Origin of the sequence: Winogradskyella damuponensis (assembly GCF_039538385.1) — a bacterium.
Lineage (GTDB): Bacteria > Bacteroidota > Bacteroidia > Flavobacteriales > Flavobacteriaceae > Winogradskyella > Winogradskyella damuponensis.
This window is the reverse complement of record NZ_BAABCB010000030.1, coordinates 327582-350833: the sequence shown is the minus strand read 5'-3', so window position 1 is coordinate 350833 and position 23252 is coordinate 327582. Positions and strand designations below refer to the sequence as shown.

Sequence of the window (23252 nt, the reverse complement as noted above, 5' to 3'; positions counted from 1 at the left end):
TTTTTCCGTTATTATAAATTGTTAATGGTCCAAGACACATAATACTGAGATCCTATAAATCCAGTACCAAATGCTGTGAAGTACTCGTCTTGTAATAGGTTAGTAGCACCTAATTTAAACGTAGATTTTAAGCTTGTAACTCTATAATTAATTTGTGCATCAAGTACATGAAATGCAGGTACTTCTCCATCTCCAAAAGAGGCTTCCCAGAAATAGTTGTCGCTCCATCTCCAAGAAACGTTAAAGCCAAAGTTTTTAAACAATTCTGTTTTACCAAAAGTTGCTTTTACCTTGTGTTCAGGTGTATTAAAGTTAGTTCTGAAATCAGGGTTTCCTTTAACATCAAAATCCATTTTAGCATAGGTGTAATTTGCGCTTAGATCAAAACCGTTAAACACTTTGGTTGAAACTTGAACAGCTGCACCATAAGAGTTTACTTTTTCTTCTGAGTTGGTGTATGTCTGGTATCCAACATAATCACCATTGTTTAAAGCGGCAAGAATTTGCTGTGTATCTGAGTTTAATCCAGCAACAGATGCTGGGTTGCTTGGGTCATAACCTGTTAAATCAAAGTTTGATATATCTCCGTATAGAGGTGCTGCCACGTTTTCATTTGCTAAGAAATCTTTATAAGAACTGTAGTAAGCTGAAGCATCAATAATAAAATGATTAAACTTACCTCTATAGCCTACTTCAAATGAGCTTACTTGTTCTGGTTTTACATAATTAGAATTAGCGACATAGTTACTTCCATTAGAACTTGAATCGTGATTAGATAAATCTCCAGCAATAGAAGCAAATAAAGAATTGCTATATGCAGCATCGGCAGTTTGAGTTATTGTTGAAGGTTGCCCTAAGTTGTTTTGTGCAAAAGAACTTACAGCATGATCTCTTTGGTAGCGATCTCCAATATCAGATGCACCACCAACAAGTGTTCCTAATCCAGTTTGTAAACCAATGTATAATGATTGTGTGTCTGGGTTTCTAAATCCAGATTGAAAAGAAGCTCTAAAGTTGTGGTTTTCGTTAACAGTTAAACCAGCAGAGATTCTTGGTGATAAAAACCCATCAAATAATTCAGATTTATCGTAACGAACAGAACCTGTTAGTTTTAATTCTAAATCTTCATTTAATGCTACAGATTTTTGTAATTGTGTATAAATACCTAATTCAGAATATGTAATAGGATCATTAGCATCTGCATAAATGGTTCCAAAAGAATTTAATCGGTAGGTTCTATGCGAACCACCAATTTGTATCTCAGCAAACTTTATTTTTTCTCCGAAGTTATAATTTGCATCAGCATGATAAATTTTAGATTCATCTTTAAATGCAGATCCAGTTAAAAAATTGGTTTCACTTGTTACTTGATCAAAAGCGTTTTGGAATTCTGGAGTACCAGGAACTAATCGACCTGTTTCTGCCACTTGTCTTGCTGCAGCGTGAGCTTCTGCTTCGGTAGCACCTCCAAGAGTAGCGCCTGCAAACGTTTGAATATATTGTCCAAACCAATCTTGATGAGATTTCCAAGCTTGTAATAAATTTGGACCAGCAACATCCATAACATAAGTGTCACCTGCTTTATCTGCCGTTATATAACCTCTTACAAAGAAATCATCATTTTTAATTTCTAATTTGTGTTGTTGTAAAAAGAAGTTGTCTATTCTGTAGCGTTGTGCACCTTGGTAGATTGTAGATCCTGATCCTATTTTACCTACATACTGAATTTCAAAATCATTTTCCCACGGACGGAAGTATAATCCCCAATCTGCTTTTATGCTTTCTGCATTATAATCGGTTAAATCGACTTCTTTATATCCTGTTCTACTTACGTTAACATCTGGTATAATTCCTTGAATACTTGCAGGTGCTGCATCTTTTATGTTAATTGTTACGTTGTCTCCATATACATTAACTCCATCATAATTTACGTTAGATTCTCGTGTTCCGCCATTCATGTTTTTGTCGTCGTAATTCGTAGCATACCAATCGGTACCTTTTAAATACCCAAAGTTTACTTTAGCAGCAAATTTATCGCTAAACTTGTATGCCATTCTAATACCTAAATCAGTGTATTCATTATCGCCAGCAGCTTCTTGAGAAGTGATACCTCTTTTTATATAGCCACTAATTCCTTGGTGATCAAAAGGGCTTTTACTTCTCATAAATAAGATACCGTTAAAAGCATTGGCACCATATAGTGCAGAAGATGCACCAGGTAAAAGCTCCACACTTAAGACATCTGTTTCGGTCATACCTAACAAGTTTCCTAATGGAAAGTTTAGAGCAGGTGCAGAGTTATCCATACCATCAACAAGTTGTACAAATCTCGTATTTGCAAATGTTGCAAAACCTCTGGTGTTAACAGATTTAAAGGTTAAACTATTTGTATTAACGTCTACACCTTTAAGGTTTTCTAAACCACCATAAAAATCAGCAGAAGCCGTGTTTTTAATTTCTTTTAATCCAAAACGTTCTACAGTAACAGGAGATTCAAAAATTCTTTCCGGAGTACGAGATGCAGAGATAACTACTTCATCAAGTGAGTTACCTTCATTTAATGTAACATCTACGGTTTGGTTTTTTGTTGTTACTTCAATAGTTTTTGTTTCAAAGCCAGTATAACTTATACGGATTGAAAACGGAGGTTCTTGATCTACAGATAAAGTATAGTTACCGTCAAAATCGGAAACTGTACCAGAACTAGTACCTACTATAACAATATTTGCGCCAGGTAAGGGAAGTCCTGTATTGTCAATAATTTTACCTTTAACTGTGGTTTGTGCAAAGGATACTACGCAAAAAAGCATCGTGAAAAGCTTTAAGATTGTCTTCATTTTAGAGAATTAGTTAATTTGTTAGATGAGCAATTTAACTAAATATATGAAAATTCAATAAGAAATTCTCATAAAATTATGCGCGCATAGCATATTTTGAAAAAAATAAAGCCTAAAAATTGAAAAATTCTCAATTTTAGGCTTTATAAATTATATATTAATAATCGATTTGGTTACTCTACAGTAACGGATTTCGCTAAGTTTCTAGGCTGATCGACGTTTTTGTCTAACATTACAGCAATATGATAAGATAATAATTGTAATGGTATGGTTGTTAATAAAGGTGTAAGACACTCTAATGTTTCTGGAACTTCGATAACGTGATCTGCTAATTCCTTGACACTTTTATCTCCTTTTGTAACGATACCAATAATTTTACCTTTTCTAGATTTAATTTCTTGGATGTTGCTAACTACCTTTTCATAATGTCCCATTTTGGTTGCAATAACAAATACAGGCATTTGTTCATCTATTAAAGCAATTGGTCCATGTTTCATTTCTGCCGCAGGATAGCCTTCTGCGTGTATATAGGAAATTTCTTTTAATTTTAAAGCGCCTTCTAAAGCCACTGGGAAATTATATCCACGACCTAAATACAAACAGTTTTTAGAGTCTTTATAAATTTCAGCTACAGTTTGTACATAAGCGTCAGATTTTAAAGCTTCTTCAACTTTGCTTGGAATAGTTTCTAGCTCAATAAGGTGTTGTCTAAATTCTGAACTAGACATTGTCCCTTTGGCTCTTGCTAAACGCAATGCTATTAAAGTTAATACTGTAATTTGAGTTGTAAATGCTTTTGTAGATGCCACTCCAATTTCTGGGCCAGCATGTGTATATGCTCCTGCGTCTGTTTCTCTTGCGATTGTAGAGCCTACAACATTACAAACACCAAAAACAAATGCACCTTTAGATTTTGCTAATTTTATGGCTGCTAGCGTATCTGCTGTTTCACCAGATTGAGAAATAGCAATAACAATATCTTTTTCAGTTATTACAGGGTTTCTGTATCTGAACTCTGAAGCGTATTCTACTTCTACAGGTATTCTGGCTAAATCTTCAAAAATATATTCTGCAACTAAACCAGCGTGCCAAGATGTACCACAGGCAACAATTATAATACGGTCAGCTGCTAAGAACTTTTTCATATTATCTTCTACACCTGCCATTTTAATAATAGCCTCGTTGCTTAATAGGCGACCTCTAAAGGTGTCTAAAATAGCGCTTGGTTGCTCATAAATTTCCTTAAGCATAAAGTGGTCATAACCACCTTTTTCTATTTGCTCTAGATTAAGCTGAAGTTCTTGTATGTAAGGGTCTACGAGAGCATCATTTTTAATTTTTCTAACTTTTATATTTTTACCTCTTCTGATAATTGCCATTTCTTCATCTTCAAGATAAATAGCATTTTTGGTATATTCTATAAATGGAGAGGCGTCACTTGCTATGAAAAACTCATCATCACCAATACCTATAGCCAATGGGCTACCAAGTTTGGCTACAACAATTTCATTAGGCTTGTTTTTGTCAAAAACAGCAATAGCATATGCTCCTACGGCTTGGTTTAAGGCTATTTGAACCGCTTTACCAAGTTTAAGATTTTCGCTTTTTTGTACATCTTCAATAAGATTAACTAATACTTCTGTATCTGTATCTGATTGAAACGTATAACCACGTTTTATTAATTCTTTTTTTAATGAATCGTAATTTTCAATAATTCCGTTATGGATTATAACTAAATTTCCAGAATTAGAGTAATGTGGATGAGAATTTACATCATTTGGCACACCATGTGTTGCCCAACGTGTATGACCAATACCTAAAGTTCCATCAGTAGAAATTTCACTTTCCATTTTATTTTTAAGGTCAGAAACTTTTCCTTTGGTTTTAGAAAGCTTAATAGCATTGCCGTCATATAATGCAATACCAGCACTATCGTAGCCACGATATTCTAATCTTTGAAGTCCTTTAATTACAATAGGATAAGCCTCTCGATGGCCAATGTATCCAACAATTCCGCACATAGGTTATTTTTAGTTATTTGGTTCTGTGTAATAGATTTCTAAATACACTTTTTTATCTTCATTTTCACTGTTGTTACCATGTAATATGGTACCTCTTGGTGTTAATACAGAACTTACAGGAACAGCTAATTCATCAGAACCTTGTACTTTACTTTGTGTGAAACCTAAGCTAGGATCTTCTAAATTAATATTTAGAGAAACGGCTAAGCCAAGTTCAACATTGGTAGAGTCTCGTAGTAATAAATTATTGATATGCTCTGTGATTTTTAATTTGTATTTAACACCTTTGCTACTTGGGTCATCTTCATCTACACGTTCTAAAGCACCAAGGTGATTATATTTCGAAAACGAAGGTAAGTTAGTATTGGTAGCATCTAAATAATAATCGACTAAAGGTGTTTTATTATCTATGTCATACAAATATAGGCGATTAGGTTCGTTGTTTGGGTCTTCATTTGCAGAATCTAATAGGTCTCTATCTACATAGAAAACAAGATTAGCCTCGTTAACCAAACGTTTAGAACTCTCAAACTCACCATCTTCTAAATTAACAAACTCATCTCTAAATTTTTCAAAATTAGTAATGCCAGCCTCTTCATCGTAAAAACCATCAAAAAGTTTTATTTTGGCAACAGAGCCTTGTCCGCCTTTTAAATATAGTTTACTATCTCCTGTATCAGATTCTTCTTCATTAACAGTGAAATCGGTTTCTAAGAAATTAATTTTATTTGGACCAAAATTGAGGACAAATGCAGCTGTGTCTCTCTCGTCAGCATCATCTGAAGTAGATGGTGTCAGTCGGTTATAATATATTGTGACATTTGCACTGTCATTATTTGTGTCTAGAATGAGGAAGCTACCATCATCATTGTAAGCTTCTGCTTTAAAATAAAGTCCTCTAAAATATTCTAGGAAATTGTTTTGATTACTTAGGTCAATATCTCCTTCTTTGTCTATGATTTTGTTTTGCCAAAATGTAGGTTCTAACATTACTCTTATAGCTGGAGCTTGACTAAATAGTATAGGTTTGTTTCCATTGTCATCTAAATTGTTGACGTCTTTTAACACATGCCCATTGTTATTTATATCTATAACATTACTAACGACAGTCATATCAGTCCCTGTTGCATCATCGTAATCAACAAAAGTGAGTTCTTCTCCTTCTAAATTTGTTATCATTTCTGAAGCAGAAGCCGATTTATTAGAAAAATAAGCTTGATTTTCATTAAAGCCAGCATTAGGATCAAAATCTCTAATAAAATAGTTGTTTTCAAAGATTCTTAGTACAATGCTCTTATAACTATCTCCTTTAGAGATTACAGAATCTATCTCGTAAGTTGTATTGCCATCATCATCAACACCAGTAACTGTACTGTAATAAGGGATGGTTACGACTACAGAATCTATTTGCACATCATCACCAAAATTTGGATCATAAGTGCTAGTTGTAAGTTGTGTTACAAAACTGGATGTGGTTCTGCCATAGATATCATCATAAACACCTAAAGTACTAAGACCAAGATTATTTGTTTGAACAGGGTTTAGTATAGGATCAAAAGCTTTAGTTTTAGTAATAACATCGTATTGTTTAGAAAGAATATCAAAATTCGTAGCAACATCGTTGTTTATAACATCAGATTCTAGATTGGCATAGTCTTTATCGCAAGCAATAAAAGTTATGGCTATTAAAGTAAATGCTATGATTTGTAGGGCAGTTCTATTTTTTTTCATAGGTGGAAATTAACTGTTTAAGACAGTGTTATTGTAAAACTCTGTATAAGGGTCTGCAAATTCTTCAATAGGATAATAGTCTAAAACAGGTTTTGTTAAATCATTAATATAAGTGTCTAATTCTTCAGGTAATTCTTCAGAGCCTCTAATGATAGCATCAGAATTATCAATTGCAACTTTCATTAAATTTATATAATTAGGTTGTTCTAATAGTTTTGTTGCTTCCGCATCTAAACTATCAAAATTCACTTTAGAGAGCATGCTTTTATCTAACGTACCTTCAAAGCTTTGATTGTATACAGAGGTTACAATTTTACTTTCAGTAAATAAAGGTTCTGTTTTATAAAACTCTTTTAAGTATAAAGGTAGTAGTGAGGCCAACCAACCATTAACGTGAATAATATCAGGAGCCCAGTTTAGTTTTTTAACTGTTTCGATAACACCTTTAGCAAAGAAAATAGCACGTTCGTCATTATCGGAAAATAGTTTTCCGTTTTCATCTGTCAAAGTGGCTTTTCTTTTAAAGTAGTCTTCATTATCTATAAAGTAGACCTGAATACGTTCTTTAGGTATTGATGCTACTTTTATAATTAAAGGCATGTCTAAATCATTAATTACTAGGTTGATACCAGAGAGTCTGATAACCTCATGTAATTGGTGTCTCCTTTCATTAATATTTCCGAAGCGAGGCATAAATATTCGTATTTGACCTCCTTGTTTGTTTACCATTCGTGGTGCTTCAAATGACATTGAAGAGATTTCAGTTTCTGGTAAATATGGAACAACTTCCGAGGACACATACAATATTCGTTTATCTTTCATAAATCTGCTGCTTTTGAAATTAATAGTAAAAAACATGCAAAATTACAAAAATTTGTGCAGATTGCTAGTATTATATTATGTTTGCATGCGTTAAATTTTTGTTACGACATTGAAAAACTTTCAGAATAAAACCGAATTATCAAATTACATAAGTGCTTTAAAAGCAAAAGGAAGCTCAATTGGGTTTGTGCCAACAATGGGAGCTTTGCATAAAGGGCATTTGTCATTGGTAAATAAAGGATTGAGTGAAAACGACCTCGTTGTTGTTAGTATCTTTGTAAACCCTACTCAGTTTGATAATAAGGATGACTTGGTTAAATACCCAAGAACCTTAGACGCAGATATTGCGTTGTTGAAAACCGTTAGTAATCATAAAATAATTACTTATGCACCAAGTGTTGAAGATATATATGATGATAATATAGCATCGGAATCTTTTTTTTATGATGGGTTAGAACATAAAATGGAAGGTGCTTTTAGGCAAGGTCATTTTGATGGTGTTGGTACTATTGTTAAGCGTTTATTTGAGATTGTAAAACCGGATTTTGCTTATTTTGGTGAGAAAGATTTTCAGCAATTACAAATTATTAGAAAATTAGTTGAGTTACACCACATACCTGTAACTATCGTTGGTTGTCCAATTCATAGGGCAAAAGACGGTTTGGCAATGAGTTCTAGAAATGCGAGACTAACACCAGAACATAGGGAAATTGCTCCTTTTATATATAAAACATTAGAAGCTGCCAAAGCAAAGTTTGGCACAAAAAGTGCTAAAGAAGTAACGGAATGGGTTTATATGCAATTTGAAAAACAATCGCTTTTAGAATTAGAGTATTTTATTATTGCAGATATAACAACCTTAAAACCAGTAAAAAGAAAGTCAACAAAAAAGTCATATAGGGCGTTTATAGCAGTATATGCAGGTGATATCAGACTTATAGATAATATCGCATTAAATTAATTATCTTTGTAATATGCAAATACAAGTTGTAAAATCAAAAATTCACCGTGTAAAGGTTACGGGAGCGGCACTAAATTATATTGGTAGTATTACTATTGATGAAGATTTAATGGATGCGGCAAATATTATACAAGGAGAAAAAGTTCAAATTGTTAATAATGACAATGGTGAGCGCTTAGAAACCTATTGTATTCCTGGTCCTAGAAAAAGTGGAGAAATTACTCTAAACGGTGCTGCAGCACGTAAAGTTGCTGTTGGCGACACCTTAATTCTTATTACATATGCGTTTATGGATATTGAAGACGCTAAAGTATTTAAGCCTTGTTTGGTCTTCCCAGATGAAGCTACAAATCTTCTAAAATAAGTAGGTGAGTAAGCCAAAATCTATCCTAAAAGTTGTATTACCCTTACTCTTAGGAGTGGGTTTAGTGTGGTATTCTTTATCTAAAATTTCGATTCCTATTTTAATACAGTATTTCAAGGACGCTAATTATAGTTGGATTGTTCTTGGTGTTGTTATGGGAATTCTTAGCCATGTGTCTAGAGCTTATCGTTGGATTTATATGGTAGAGCCTTTGGGGTTTAAACCTAATTTTGGCAATAGCATTATGGCAGTTTATTCTGCGTATCTTATAAATTTTACCATTCCAAGAGCCGGAGAAATAGCTAGAGCTTCAATTTTAACCAATTATGAAGGGATTCCTTTTGATAAAGGATTTGGGACAATTGTTGCAGAGCGTGTGGCTGATACTATCATGTTACTTTCAATAGTTGCCATCGCTTTTTTTTTAGAGTTTGAATTTATTTATGATTTTTTTGCCCAAAAATTTAATCCTTCCTCATTAATACTAGGTATTGCTGTATTGCTACTAGGAGTACTGTTAGTATTGCTATTTGTAAAGAAGAGTAGGTCTAAATTTGCTTTAAAAGTAAAGGGATTTGTTTCGGGTCTTATAGAAGGTGCTTTTAGTATTTTTAAAATGAAAAAGAAATGGGCTTTTATAGGTCATACGTTTTTTATTTGGCTAATGTATGTGCTTATGTTTTACGTTACCACATTTGCATTACCAGAGTTGCAAAACATACCAATTGTAGCTATTCTTATTGGATTTATACTCGCTAGTTTTAGTATTGCAGCCACAAATGGAGGCATTGGTTCGTTTCCAGAAGCTGTAGTTATTGCCTTTTCGTTATTTGGTATGGCAGATGATCCAAGTAGAGCTTTTGGCTGGATAATGTGGTCTACCCAAACATTAGTTATTGTTGTTTTAGGAGGTTTGTCATTATTATACTTGCCTATTTTCAATAGAAAGAAAACAACAGTATAGAAATATTTTTTACCTTGCTTTAAATTTTTAGTCCTTATAATTATGAAGAATTTTTACACACTTGTCCTCACTTTTTTTGTCGTATGTAATCTTCAATCTCAAGCGATTTATAAAACAATAGATTCAGAAAGACTTGGTGCAACGCGTGAATTAAAAATTCAATTACCAAGAAATTATAATCCAGATGAAAAACGGACTTACCCTTTAATTGTAGTTTTAGATGGCGATTATTTATTTGAACCCGTTGCTGGTAATATAGATTATCAGTCCTATTGGGAGGATATTCCAGATTGTATAGTTGTTGGTATTAATCAAGCAGATACTAGACCAGAAGATTTATTCTATGATGATGAGAATTATTTTCCAAAAGATTCTGGAGCACAGTTTTATGAATTTATAGTGGCCGAATTATTACCTTATATAGAAAAAAATTATAAGGCATCAAATTTTAGAATCATTTTTGGGCACGATCTAAGTGCTAATTTTATCAATTATTACCTCTTTAAGGATGAACCTATTTTTAGAGCTTATATTGCATTTAGTCCAGAGTTTGCTCCAGAAATGATTAGTAGATTGCAACAGCGCTTATCTATATTAACAGAGCAAACGTTTTATTATATGGCAACTGCAGATGCTGATATAAAAGCATTAAGAGCCTCAACATTAAAGGCAGATTCTCTTATTTCTGCAATACAAAATGAAAAGCTACTTTATAAATTTGATGATTTTAAAGATGCCAACCATTATGCGTTAGTAGGGAGAGGAATTCCTAAAGCATTGAATGAGATTTTTGGACTTTTTAAACCTATTAATGCTAAGGAATATAAAGAAAAGCTAATCCCTTTTGAAGGCTCACCTTACGATTATTTGATTAAAAAATACGAAGATATTGAGCATTTCTATGGATTTGAAAAAGAATTAATTGAAAACGATATCAGAGCAATCGCAGCTGCTAGTAACAAAAAAGATGATATCGATTCTTTAGAAAAATTAGCCAAATTAGTTAAGAAAAAATTCCCGGATTCTATGTTAGGTGCCTATTATTTGGGTATGTATTATGAAAAAGAAGGCAACTTTAAAAAAGCTTTGTTGCAATATAAATCGGGCTTGCTTTTACAGCCTTCACAGTTTATAGACAAAGAAATTATACTCGAAAAAATGTATGATGCAGAAGAAGCATTAAACGATTAGGTGTATTTCATCGAAAAAAATTGACAACTTAACGATAATTTAGTATGTTTGGAGTCCCAAATCTAAACCTACTTTATTATGAGAAAAACTACCTTAGTTGTTCTTACTTGTCTAATCTACGCGTTTTCATTTGCGCAAGTATCTTATAAAGAGATATCCTCATCGCGCCTAAATTCTGAGCGTAAGTTAAAAATTAAATTACCAAAAGATTACGATCCTAAAGCAGATGTAAAATATCCTGTGATTATTGTTTTTGATGGAGATTATCTGTTTGAACCTGTTGCAGGTCAAGTTGATTTTCAAACTTACTTTGATGATATGCCAAGTTCAATAGTTGTTGGTATTATGCAAGGTGAAGATCGTTTTTACGATGCCTATTACGATCCGTTAACAGGTTTACCAACAGAATCGGGTCTTAGATTCCATGAATTTGTCTCAGAGGAACTATTGCCCTACATAGATAAGCAATACAATACAAGTAAGTTTAGAGTAGCTGTTGGCCATGATCGTATGGGGAATTTTATTAATTCCTATATCTTTAAAGAAGAACTAGCATTTCAGGCCTATGTTTGTATTAGTCCAGATTTTGTTGGCTCATTAAATAATTTTATTTCAAAACGCTTAGAACTTTTTAAAGACGATATCTTTTATTATTTAGCAACGTCAGAAAAAGATATTCCAGAAATTCGTGAGAGTATCCTATTTACAGATTCAAAAATAAAAGAAGTATCAAACAAGCACTTAACTTATTATTTTGATGATTTTGAAAGTGATACACATTACACTTTAGTTACAGGAGCCATTTCTAGGTCATTTGATAAAATTTTTGATATCTATAATCCATTACGAGAAAAAGAACTTGAAGAAAAAGTATTACCATACGAAGGTACCTTAGATCAATATTTAATAGATCGATATAATAGGATAGACCGTTTATTTGGTATTGAAAAAGAGATTAGTGAAGCAGAATTAGAGAAAGTAGCAAAAGTAGCGGAACAACGCGAAGACTATAAATCGTTAGGTAAATTAGGAAAGCTGGCCAATAAGCTATTTCCTGAGACACTATTAGGTACTTATTATATTGCTCATTCTACAGAAATGCTTGGAAAAATAAAGAAAGCAAAGAAACTCTACGAATCGGCATTAATACTAGATGATGCTACCAATATTAACAAAGATTATATCGCCTTAAAAATTGAGGAACTTACTGTTGCCTTAGTAGATGTTGAAGATGAAGAGTTAGAAGAATTAAAAGTAGAGGATGATAATGAAGAGAAATAAAAAATACATATCTACCGATTATTTTTTTGAAGCATTATATATAAAAGCAAAGGCATTTTTATTTTCAGATTTGTCTTCAAAATTAGTGGCATTAAAGGTTTTAGCGATTATGAGTTGGTTTAAAGACATCAACTAAAATTGTCTTAATTTTGTCATGTTTATAACTAAAGAAATTTCCGATTTCACGGAGCATTAATATGGCTAAAGTAAAAACAACTTTTTTTTGTCAGAATTGTGGTAGTCAATACGCTAAATGGCAAGGTCAATGTACGTCTTGTAAGGAGTGGAATACCATTGCAGAAGAAGTCATTCAGAAACCAGAAAAAAGCGATTGGAAAACCCCAAGTGCTACGTCAAAACGAGCCTCAAAACCATTGTTAATTAATGAAATTGATACTTCTCAGGAAGCGCGTTTAGACATGCAAGATGCAGAATTTAATCGTGTACTTGGAGGAGGAATGGTTAATGGGTCGTTAACACTTTTAGGAGGAGAGCCAGGAATAGGAAAAAGTACACTTTTACTACAAATAGCCTTAAAACTACACTACAAAACTTTATATGTTTCTGGTGAAGAAAGCCAAAAACAAATAAAAATGCGTGCAGAACGTATTAATCCTAATAGCAATAACTGCTATATTCTTACTGAAACGAAAACCCAAAATATCTTTAAACAAATTGAAGCATTAGAGCCGGATATTGTGGTTATCGATTCCATTCAAACCTTATATAGTGATTATATAGAATCTTCGGCTGGGAGTATTTCTCAAATAAAGGAATGCACAACCGAATTGATAAAGTTTGCTAAGGAAACAGCAACACCTGTTTTGCTAATTGGACATATCACTAAAGATGGACATATTGCAGGGCCAAAAATTTTAGAGCATATGGTTGATACCGTTTTACAATTTGAAGGCGACCGAAATCACGTATTTAGAATTCTTAGAGCAAATAAAAACCGATTTGGTTCAACCAACGAATTGGGAATATATGAAATGCAAGGCTCAGGATTGCGAGAAGTATCTAATCCATCAGAAATACTTATTTCTGAAAAGGATGGTGAATTGTCTGGAAATGCTGTTGCTGCAACTCTTGAAGGGTTAAGACCATTAATGATAGAAGTGCAAGCTTTGGTTAGTACTGCTGTTTACGGAACACCACAGCGTTCAGCTACAGGTTTTAATGCAAAACGATTAAACATGTTATTGGCTGTTTTAGAAAAACGAGCCGGTTTCCGGTTAGGGGCAAAAGATGTGTTTTTAAATATTACAGGTGGTATTACTGTTGATGATCCTGCTATAGATTTGGCTGTTGTTGCAGCCATATTATCTTCAAATGAAGATGTTGCTTTAGAAAGTGATTTTTGCTTTGCAGCAGAAGTTGGTTTGTCTGGTGAAATTAGACCTGTGCAACGTGTAGAACAACGTATTCTTGAAGCAGAAAAATTAGGCTTTTCAACAATTTTTGTGTCTAAATACAATAAAATAGCTTTAAAAAATACGGTAATTAAAATTCAATTGATTTCTAAGATTGAAGATTTAGTTGGCTTTTTGGTATAACTAAACCCTTTGAAAAATGAAGTCTTAATAATAGCTTAAAATAAATAATGATAAAAAGAGATCTTTAATTCTTCTAATATTAGAAGTTGAAAAGCTATGCGTTCATTTTTAGATATATAGAATACCATAATCATGAATTTAACCCAAAAATGGATCAAGGTAAATTATCTATCCTAAAATGTTGTTTAATTCATTTTGTATAATCATTTTTAATTTGAATGTTTTAAACTTTTTACTTGCGGAAATAAAATATAGTACGTAATATTGCTTTTCATCGGATTTTATTAACACATCATCTGATTTTTTAATCCAAACAAATGTAATTTTAACCTTTGTACATAAATAAGATTATCTCCCTCAAATCTTATAGTAAAATATAATACATTTTTTAACCTACTTATGAAAACAAATAGCATTACCCCTTCTCGTGGTGTATTAGTATTGCCTTTTTTTGTGCTCTTTTTTTTAACAAAATTAAATGCTCAATATTGTGAGCCTGCCCATATTAATGGAGGTTACAATTGGACGTTTCATATCTCTAAAGTAGAATTAGGAGATATTCAAAATGAAAGTAATGGAGCTATAGGTGCGTATACTTTTTATTCAGATGTTTCACCAACAGATGTTATTGCTGGCGAAACTATAAATGGTAATATTACCGTTACTATGGATGGGTGGAATACGCAAAAGCACACTATTGCAGTATGGTTCAATTTCAATGAAATAGATGATGATTTTGACGATCCTGGTGAGCAATTTTTATTTACATTTAAAGATACCAGCAATGTTAATGGAGAAAAAGAGGTCCAAGTTCCTATAAGCATTCCTATTCCTTCAACAGCTCAAGCGGGTCTTGCAAGAATGCGCGTTGGTCTAATCAACGTAAGTAACTCCAATTTTACGGCGTGTGAATATAATTATAAAACAGGCGAAGTTGAGGATTATATGGTTAATATCATATCAGACAATGTCCCTGGAGATGTAGAACCTAACTTCTGTGAAACCATAAATGTTCAATCCTACAGTACACTTTTTATTTCTAACGTTTCTTTTGCTGGGATTAATAATAGTAGTACAGGCGCAACAGGAGATTTTACTAATTATTCTGATTTTTCATCAGAAAACATCCCAATTGGTCAGCCGCTTACAGGAACCATTAGCGTAACTCTAAACGGTTGGAACACGTCTAAAAACACCATTGCTATATGGATTAATCTCAATGAGAGTTTAGATGATGATTTTGACGATTCTGGAGAACGATTTTTATTTCCGTTTCAAGATACTAATAACGTAGGCGGAATTAAAGTTGTTGAGGTTCCTATTAGTTTAACCTTGCCAAGCAATGCGGATGAAGCACTTTCTAAAGTACGTATTGGTGTTAGAGGTGGTAGCGGAACAAACTTTACGGCTTGTAATTACAATTATTCTAACGGAGAAGTAGAAGATTATGTCATTAATATTGGTGGAGCGTTTACACCGCCAGCTCCCGATTCGGATAATGATGGTATAATTGATACGGTAGATCTTGATGATGATAACGATGGTATCAGTGATTTAGTAGAAAGTAATAACATAAACCCATCATTGGATGCTGATGGTGATGGTGTTCCTAATTATAAAGATTCGGATTTTTGTACCTTAAATACACATGGAGTTTGTGCCAATTTAGATGCCGATGGAGACGGTATTCCAAATCATCTAGATATTGATTCAGATAACGATGGTATTCCTGATAATATTGAGGCACAGTCAACATTTGGATATATTGAACCTAGTGGTATGGCTGATGCTATTTTGGATACTAACGGAGATGGTATTGATGATGTTTATAATACAGGTCTTGTTCCTGTAGATACAGATGGTGATGGTATATATGATTTTCTTGATTTAGATAGTGATAATGATGGCAAATTAGATATTGAAGAAAACGGAATGCTAAATGTGGTCTCTGGTAGTGATGCAGATTTAGATGGATTAGATGATAATTTTGAAGGTAGTGTTACAGCTGATTCACTAGATGTTAATGATGAAATTAACAATCCTGCTACATCAATTTTACCCGATACAGATAATGATTTGGCTTTAGGTGGCGACTTAGATTATAGAGATCATATTGATATTTATTTTTCTTCAGGAACCCTTAATTTTGATGGTGTAGACGATTATTTAGACACCAATCCTTTTATAACAGATTGGACAGAAGGAACTGTAATGGCTTGGGTGAAAATTGAAGCTAACTCTGCTGGAAATCTAAATACCAATTATAGTATTGCAGGTCAGGAAAATATGAGGCTATACATAACCAAAGGAAGAAAACCATCTTTTGTTGTTATTACTCAAGACCAAGTCACAGCTTCAAGTAATTATCCTAGCAGTAATATTAGTGTACAACCACTACCTTCAGACAATAGGCAAATAGAGAATGGTGTATGGTATCATGTTGCTGGTGTTTTTGACTCCGTAACAAACTCATTAAAAGTTTATCTTAATGGAGAATTATTAAATACGGTTATAGACCCTGATCTAAATTCAGAATTGCTTACCAAAAATTATAACGGTAGCTCTCACGTATATGCTACAAGACCATTTACAATAGGACGTTATCCAACTAACACAAGTGTTTCTGGTTCTGCTCATTTTAAGGGGAGTATCGATGAGGTTAGAATTTTTCAAGATGCTTTGACTACTCAGCAAATACAGCAAATGGTATATCAAGAAATTGAAGATAATGGTGGTGCTGTTAGAGGGAAAATTATACCTAAAAACATTGAAGATCTAAAATCTTTACAACAAGTATCTTGGGATAAGCTACAAGCATATTATCCTATGTCTAATATTTTAAAATCAGAAATAGCTGATGAATCAAATTATGGACATACCTTAAAAATACATAATATAACTTCTGTTAAAGAACAAACAGCACCAATGCCTTACATTACTGGTGCAGATGGAGATTGGTCTCATTCTAATTCGTGGTTATATGGTAATGTATGGGATATTACAGCAGATTTAGGTGCCAGAGATTGGTCTATTGTTAAAATAAAACATGATATAACTACAACAAATTCCCATAAAAGTTTAGGTCTTTTTATAGATACCCATAGAACGCTTACAGTTAAAAATGATAATGCGATTTTTAATAATTGGTATCTAGAACTCAAGGGAACATTAGATTTAAAAGAAGATTCTCAACTTATTCAAAACGAGTATAGTGATTTAGTGACGTCTGTAAGTGGTAAAATTTTAAGACGTCAAGAAGGAACGGCAAATAAATATTGGTATAACTATTGGTCTTCACCTGTAGGAGTTCCTAAAAACACCCCTTTTATAGATAATAATAGTAGCGCTAACAATGTTAATAATTCAACGTATAATTTAGGGCTGCTCAAAGATCAGGATGGTAATAATTTTGCATTTACAAATCAATATGATGAAACAGGCAAAATAAGCAGATCTTGGCTCTATACATACAAAAATGGAGTCACTTACTATGACTATGAATCCTTAGATGAAAATTCTAGTCTAAGTCCAGGAGTTGGTTATACGCAGAAAGGAACAGGTATTTCAGAAGCAGAACAACAATACCTGTTTGAAGGTAAACCTAATAATGGTACTATTCTTATAGATGTATTAGATAAAGGTGGTAATGGTTCTGTTCCTGCGACTTCAAAAACCGATTACTTACTAGGAAATCCGTACCCATCTGCTATAGATATACATAAATTTATTGATGACAATCAAGGGATAATTAGTGGATCATTATTTCTTTGGCAACAATGGAGTGGTTCTTCACATTATTTAAATGAATATAATGGAGGCTATGCACAAGTCACTAAAACAGGATCTACAAGAGCTTACCAGTTTGTTGATATCTATGGAGAAACAAATGGAGAGCAATTAGGGACTAAGATGCAGACAAGATACTTGCCCGTTGGACAAGGTTTTATGGTAGAGGTTGTTGGTGATGGTAATGTGATTTTTCAAAACAGCCAAAGAGTGTTTGTTAAGGAAGATGATGCTAACGGCTCGTATAATAATGGAAGTGTGTTTTTTAGAAGCGCTAATTCAACCAATGACACTATTGAAGACGATACAGATACAGAAGAAAGTTTAATGCAAAAAATTCGTTTAGAATTTAATTCTGTTGATGGTCCTTTAACCAAAAGAGAGCTGCTTTTAGGATTTAGCGAAAATACATCAGATGACTACGATTATGGTTATGAAGCCGTAAACGTTGATGAAAATAATGACGATTTAAATTTAATTTTAAATGACGATCTCATGACTATTCAGGCTTATGCTCCCATAACTGATGATAAAACAATTCCGTTAAGTTTAAAAGCTTCAGGAAATTTTAATTATACTTTAAAGGTTACAGAAACAGAAAATATTCCTGAAGACCAAGACATTTACGTAAAAGATAATCTTACTGGAGACTATTTTAATTTGAGAAATGAATTGCCTTTTGAATTTTCTTCAGAAGCTGGTAAATACGACAATAGATTAGAAATTGTTTTTAGAGATAGCTCTCAAACACTTTCTCAGGTAGATAATACCATTTCGTCACTCAAATTTTACTACACTTCAAGTAGAAATAAAATAGTAGTCTTAAATCCTACTCATGTTGAAATAAAAACCTTAGAGGTTTATAATATGTTAGGACAATCGGTTTACAGTATAGAGAACTATTTTGATGGCTCATATAATGAGTATCAATTAACCGGAGTTAGTACTGGGAGTTATGTTATTAAAATAACTACGAAAGACGGAATTTTAACAAAGAAAATTCTAGTCAACTAAATTGAATAGGTCTTGTTAATATTTAGCAAGACCTATTTTTTTTAAGGAGTATAAAGCCTGTTGCCATTTAGTAAAAATTTAAGTTATAAAAGTGAAAAATAAGCTTTAGGGACATAGCTTATAAAACTTTTAATTTTTCCCTCAAAATTCTGTAATTTCGCAGACTTATAAGAAAACAGAATAATGAGCACAAAGTTCCCTGAATACAAAGGACTTAACTTGCCAAACGTTGCAGATGAAATCGGTAACTATTGGGAAGCTAATAATATCTTCGATAAAAGTGTAACTACAAGTGAAGGAAAACCTCCTTTTGTGTTTTTTGAAGGGCCACCTTCGGCAAACGGTTTACCTGGTGTACACCATGTTTTAGCACGTGCGATTAAAGATATTTTTCCACGCTACAAAACCATGAAAGGTTTTCAAGTAAAACGTAAAGCAGGTTGGGATACGCACGGTTTACCTGTAGAACTTGGTGTAGAAAAGGAATTGGGTATTACCAAAGAAGATATTGGTAAAAAAATTACCGTAGAAGAATATAACGAAGCTTGTAAAAAAGCAGTCATGCGTTATACAGATATCTGGAATGATCTTACGCAAAAAATGGGCTATTGGGTAGATATGGACGATCCCTATATTACTTACAAGTCTAAATACATGGAGAGTGTATGGTGGTTGTTAAAACAGATTTACGAAAAAGACTTAATATATAAAGGCTATACTATTCAACCGTATTCGCCTAAGGCAGGTACTGGTTTAAGTTCGCATGAGCTTAACCAACCAGGAACGTATCAAGATGTTACAGATACAACAGTTGTAGCTCAGTTTAAAGCTAACGCAGATTCATTGCCAGATTTTCTTCAAGATGAAGGAGATATTTTCTTCTTAGCTTGGACCACAACGCCTTGGACATTACCGAGTAATACCGCACTAACGGTTGGGCCAAAGATTGATTATGTTTTAGTAGAAACCTATAATCAATACACCTTTAAACCTATGAATGTGGTATTGGCTAAGAATTTAGTCAACAAGCAATTTGATGGTAAATTTAAACGTGTTGAAACCAAACCAGAATTAATTGCGTACAAAGAAGGAGATAAAAAAATCCCTTATTACGTCGTTAAAGAATTCGTTGGAAAAGATTTAGTAGGTATTACTTACGAACAGTTATTACCATACGCTTTGCCAAACGATAATCCTGAAAATGCTTTCAGAGTCATTTCTGGAGATTTTGTAACCATTGAAGATGGAACAGGAATTGTACACACGGCACCAACCTTTGGAGCAGATGATGCTATGGTTGCCAAACAAGCCACACCAGAAATTCCACCATTATTAGTTAAAGATGAGAATGGTAATTTAGTGCCATTGGTAGATTTACAAGGTAAGTTTAGACCAGAAATGGGCGAATTTGCAGGTAAATATGTGAAGAACGAATATTATGAGGATGGTGAAGCGCCAGAACGTTCTATAGATGTTGAGCTTGCCATTAAATTAAAAACAGAAAATAAGGCCTTTAAGGTTGAAAAATATAAGCACAGTTACCCAAATTGTTGGAGAACGGATAAACCAATTTTATATTATCCATTAGATTCTTGGTTTATTAAAATCACTGATGTTAAAGGGAGAATGCACGAGTTAAACACTTCAATTAACTGGAAACCAAAATCAACAGGCGAAGGACGTTTTGGAAATTGGTTAGCTAATGCAAACGACTGGAATTTATCTAGATCTCGTTTTTGGGGTATTCCATTACCAATCTGGAGAACAGAGGATGGAAAAGAACAAATTTGTATTGGTTCTGTTGCTGAATTAAAAGTGGAAATGGCAAAAGCTGTTGAAGCAGGCGTGATGTCTGAAGATATTTTTGCAGAATTTGAAGTTGGTAACATGTCTGAAGCCAACTACGAAACGATCGATTTACACAAAAACGTAGTGGATAAAATCGTCTTAGTTTCAGCATCTGGTCAACCCATGAAACGTGAAAGCGATTTAATAGATGTGTGGTTCGATTCAGGGTCTATGCCTTATGCGCAATGGCATTATCCATTTGAAAACAAAAACTTAATTGATAATAACGAAGCCTTTCCTGCAGATTTTATTGCTGAAGGAGTAGACCAAACACGTGGATGGTTTTATACCTTACATGCTATTGGAACTATGGTTTTTGATTCTGTGGCTTACAAAAATGTTGTGTCTAACGGCTTGGTTTTAGATAAAAACGGTCAAAAAATGTCTAAGCGTTTAGGTAACGCCGTAGATCCTTTTGAAACCTTATCTAAATATGGTGCAGATGCCACACGTTGGTATATGATAAGCAACGCTAATCCTTGGGATAACTTAAAATTTGATAGCGAAGGTATTGCTGAGGTGAGTAGAAAATTCTTCGGAACACTTTATAATACATATTCATTCTTCACCCTTTATACCAATATTGATGGGTTTAGTTATAGTGAAGCGGATATTCCTTTAGAAGAACGTCCAGAAATTGACCGTTGGATTCTTTCAGAATTAAATTCATTAATTCAGAAAGTAGATGCCTATTACGCGGCATACGAACCAACAAAGGCTGCGCGAGCAATTTCAGACTTTACACAAGATTATTTAAGTAACTGGTATGTGCGTTTAAGCAGAAGACGTTTCTGGAAAGGCGATTACCAAACCGATAAAATTTCGGCATATCAAACATTATACACGTGTATGGAAACCATTGCAAAGTTAGGCGCACCAATTGCACCTTTCTTTATGGACCGTTTGTATTTAGACTTGAATGCTGTGACTAAAAAAGAAGCTTTTGAAAGTGTGCATTTAGCAGATTTTCCAAAGGTAAATGAAAGTGTAATAGATAACGTTTTAGAGCGAAAAATGGAGAGCGCTCAAACGATCTGTTCATTAGTCTTGTCGTTACGAGCTAAAGAGAAAATTAAGGTACGCCAACCACTTCAAAAAATTATGATTCCTATTGACAATAAAGAACAGAAGGAAGAAATTGAAGCTGTAGCCGACTTAATAAAACATGAGGTAAATATTAAAGAAGTTGAACTATTAGAAGATGCTTCAGATATATTAGTAAAACAGATTAAACCAAATTTTAAGGCCTTAGGACCTAAGTTTGGTAAGGACATGAAGTTGATTGCAGGTGCCGTAAATGCATTTAGTTCGGATGATATTAAAAAAATCGAGCAAAATGGTAATTTTGATGTTGAAATTAACGGAAAAATGATTAATTTAGGGCTAGAAGATGTAGAAATTACCTCGCAAGATATTGAAGGATGGTTAGTCGCTAATGAAGGTGCTTTAACAGTGGCTTTAGATGTTACTATTAGTGAAGATTTACGTAAAGAAGGTATTGCAAGAGAGCTTGTAAATCGTATTCAAAATTTACGAAAAGATTCAGGATTTGAGGTTACAGACAGAATTGATGTACAACTTCAAAGCGACGCACATGTCGTAGAAGCAGTTTCTTCAAATGAAGCGTACATTAAATCAGAAACATTGACTGAAGATTTAAAAATTATAGACCAAGTAGACAATGGTATAGAAATTGCTTTTGATGAAGTAAATATCAGATTGTTTATTAAAAAACATTAAAAAAATATGTCAACAGAAACCAAAAACAGATATTCGGATAAAGATTTAGAAGAATTTAGAGCAATAGTTCAAGATAAAATTAAAAAAGCAGAGCACGATTTAGAGTTGATAAAAAGTGCGTATATGAATGACCATGACAATGGTACAGATGATACGTCTCCTACTTTTAAAGCATTTGAAGAAGGTAGTGCAACGATGAGTAAAGAAGCGAACTCTGCCTTAGCTATTCGTCAAGAAAAGTTTATCAGAGATTTGAAAAATGCGTTAATTCGTATTGAAAACAAAACCTATGGTGTCTGTCGTGTAACAGGAAAACTAATAAACAAAGAGCGTTTAAAATTAGTACCTCATGCAACGTTGAGTATTGAAGCAAAGAATATGCAGTAACATTCCTGCGACAGCAGGAATCTCATTATATTGAGATTCTATTTTGAATAAAAACAAAATCATAAAGCCTTGTAATTGTATTACGAGGCTTTTTCTTTTAAAGTCTTTGAGGTATATAATCTGTATTGTTTTTCTGTTTAGCTTTTTAAGCATTCGGTCTCAGAATACATTACAAAAACAGTTGTCGGCAACGTCTATTAAAACGATAGCTATTAATGGAAATCAAATTTTTAATATTTCTGTTTCCACTTCAAAAACCGATAAAATTACAGTAACATCTATGTTAGATGGTGAGTATCAGAATGATTTTCAAGTTGTTATTGAGGAAGAAAATCATGTGCTTAATTTAGGTTTAGAACATTTGTCGTTATTTGAAATTCCAGATGATAAGCGAAATGCGCACAAGGTTATAGCGGCAACGTTACGTCTAGAAATTCCAGAGCAGCTTATATTAACAATCCTTAGTGATATTGGCTCGGTAGATTTAAAAGGTGATTTTAAATCATTATATGTTGAATTGTTACAAGGGCAATGCCGTGTTGTTGGTGAAGCAGAAACAGCAACTATAAACACTTTAGATGGAGATATTAATGTTGAGACGAAACACGCAAAAATTGAGGCCAGTTCTAATCATGGAAGCGTTGTTTTAGATCAATTTAAAAGTGTAAGGACATATTGGAAATTGACGTCTATAAATGGCAATATTAAGGTTGCCAAACAGGAATAATCGGTTATTTTTGTTTTAATAC

General features: G+C 33.3%; 15 protein-coding genes. 11 read left to right on the top strand and 4 right to left on the bottom strand.

Going from position 1 to position 23252, the window contains the following annotated elements:
- Positions 1-11: 11 nt before the first annotated feature.
- The 4 genes from ABD730_RS16710 to ABD730_RS16695 form a co-directional block, all read right to left on the bottom strand.
- A complete protein-coding gene (locus tag ABD730_RS16710; RefSeq protein ID WP_334465889.1) occupies positions 12-2837 on the bottom strand; it encodes a TonB-dependent receptor domain-containing protein in 2826 nt (941 codons plus the stop codon).
- A gap of 173 nt (positions 2838-3010) precedes the next feature.
- Entirely contained in the window at positions 3011-4858 is a 1848-nt protein-coding gene (glmS, locus tag ABD730_RS16705; protein ID WP_215926768.1) for a glutamine--fructose-6-phosphate transaminase (isomerizing), read from the bottom strand.
- A gap of 9 nt (positions 4859-4867) precedes the next feature.
- Positions 4868-6589 (bottom strand): BamH family beta-barrel-assembly machinery protein, encoded by a 1722-nt coding sequence (gene bamH, locus ABD730_RS16700; RefSeq protein ID WP_344716052.1) that lies wholly within the window; start codon positions 6587-6589, stop codon positions 4868-4870.
- A gap of 9 nt (positions 6590-6598) precedes the next feature.
- Positions 6599-7411 (bottom strand): glycogen/starch synthase, encoded by an 813-nt coding sequence (locus ABD730_RS16695; protein ID WP_344716051.1) that lies wholly within the window; start codon positions 7409-7411, stop codon positions 6599-6601.
- Positions 7412-7520: 109 nt separating this feature from the next.
- Here ABD730_RS16695 and panC point away from each other — a divergent pair, with 109 nt between their 5' ends.
- From panC to ABD730_RS16640, 11 genes are all read left to right on the top strand, one after another.
- A complete protein-coding gene (gene panC, locus ABD730_RS16690) occupies positions 7521-8372 on the top strand; it encodes a pantoate--beta-alanine ligase (protein WP_344716050.1) in 852 nt (283 codons plus the stop codon).
- A gap of 13 nt (positions 8373-8385) precedes the next feature.
- A complete protein-coding gene (panD, locus tag ABD730_RS16685) occupies positions 8386-8736 on the top strand; it encodes an aspartate 1-decarboxylase (RefSeq protein WP_215926776.1) in 351 nt (116 codons plus the stop codon).
- Positions 8737-8740: 4 nt separating this feature from the next.
- Entirely contained in the window at positions 8741-9700 is a 960-nt protein-coding gene (locus ABD730_RS16680) for a lysylphosphatidylglycerol synthase transmembrane domain-containing protein (protein ID WP_344716049.1), read from the top strand.
- A 42-nt stretch (positions 9701-9742) separates the two neighbouring features.
- Entirely contained in the window at positions 9743-10891 is a 1149-nt protein-coding gene (locus ABD730_RS16675; protein WP_344716048.1) for an alpha/beta hydrolase, read from the top strand.
- Between the two features lie 78 nt (positions 10892-10969).
- Entirely contained in the window at positions 10970-12172 is a 1203-nt protein-coding gene (locus ABD730_RS16670) for an alpha/beta hydrolase (RefSeq protein ID WP_334465868.1), read from the top strand.
- Positions 12159-12308 carry a hypothetical protein gene (locus ABD730_RS16665; protein ID WP_334465866.1) on the top strand — a complete coding sequence of 50 codons (150 nt, stop codon included), beginning with the start codon at positions 12159-12161 and terminating at the stop codon, positions 12306-12308. The genes ABD730_RS16670 and ABD730_RS16665 overlap by 14 nt, the downstream gene beginning before the upstream one ends.
- A gap of 61 nt (positions 12309-12369) precedes the next feature.
- On the top strand, positions 12370-13728 hold the full coding sequence (radA, locus tag ABD730_RS16660) for a DNA repair protein RadA (protein ID WP_344716047.1): 1359 nt from the start codon (positions 12370-12372) through the stop codon (positions 13726-13728).
- Positions 13729-14127: 399 nt separating this feature from the next.
- Entirely contained in the window at positions 14128-18528 is a 4401-nt protein-coding gene (locus tag ABD730_RS16655) for a LamG-like jellyroll fold domain-containing protein (RefSeq protein ID WP_344716045.1), read from the top strand.
- Positions 18529-18711: 183 nt separating this feature from the next.
- Positions 18712-22116 carry an isoleucine--tRNA ligase gene (gene ileS, locus ABD730_RS16650; protein ID WP_344716044.1) on the top strand — a complete coding sequence of 1135 codons (3405 nt, stop codon included), beginning with the start codon at positions 18712-18714 and terminating at the stop codon, positions 22114-22116.
- Positions 22117-22122: 6 nt separating this feature from the next.
- Positions 22123-22503 carry a TraR/DksA family transcriptional regulator gene (locus ABD730_RS16645; RefSeq protein WP_334465857.1) on the top strand — a complete coding sequence of 127 codons (381 nt, stop codon included), beginning with the start codon at positions 22123-22125 and terminating at the stop codon, positions 22501-22503.
- 106 nt (positions 22504-22609) lie between these two features.
- Complete coding sequence (locus ABD730_RS16640; RefSeq protein ID WP_344716043.1) at positions 22610-23230, top strand: DUF4097 family beta strand repeat-containing protein; 621 nt, start codon at positions 22610-22612, stop codon at positions 23228-23230.
- Positions 23231-23252: the final 22 nt, after the last annotated feature.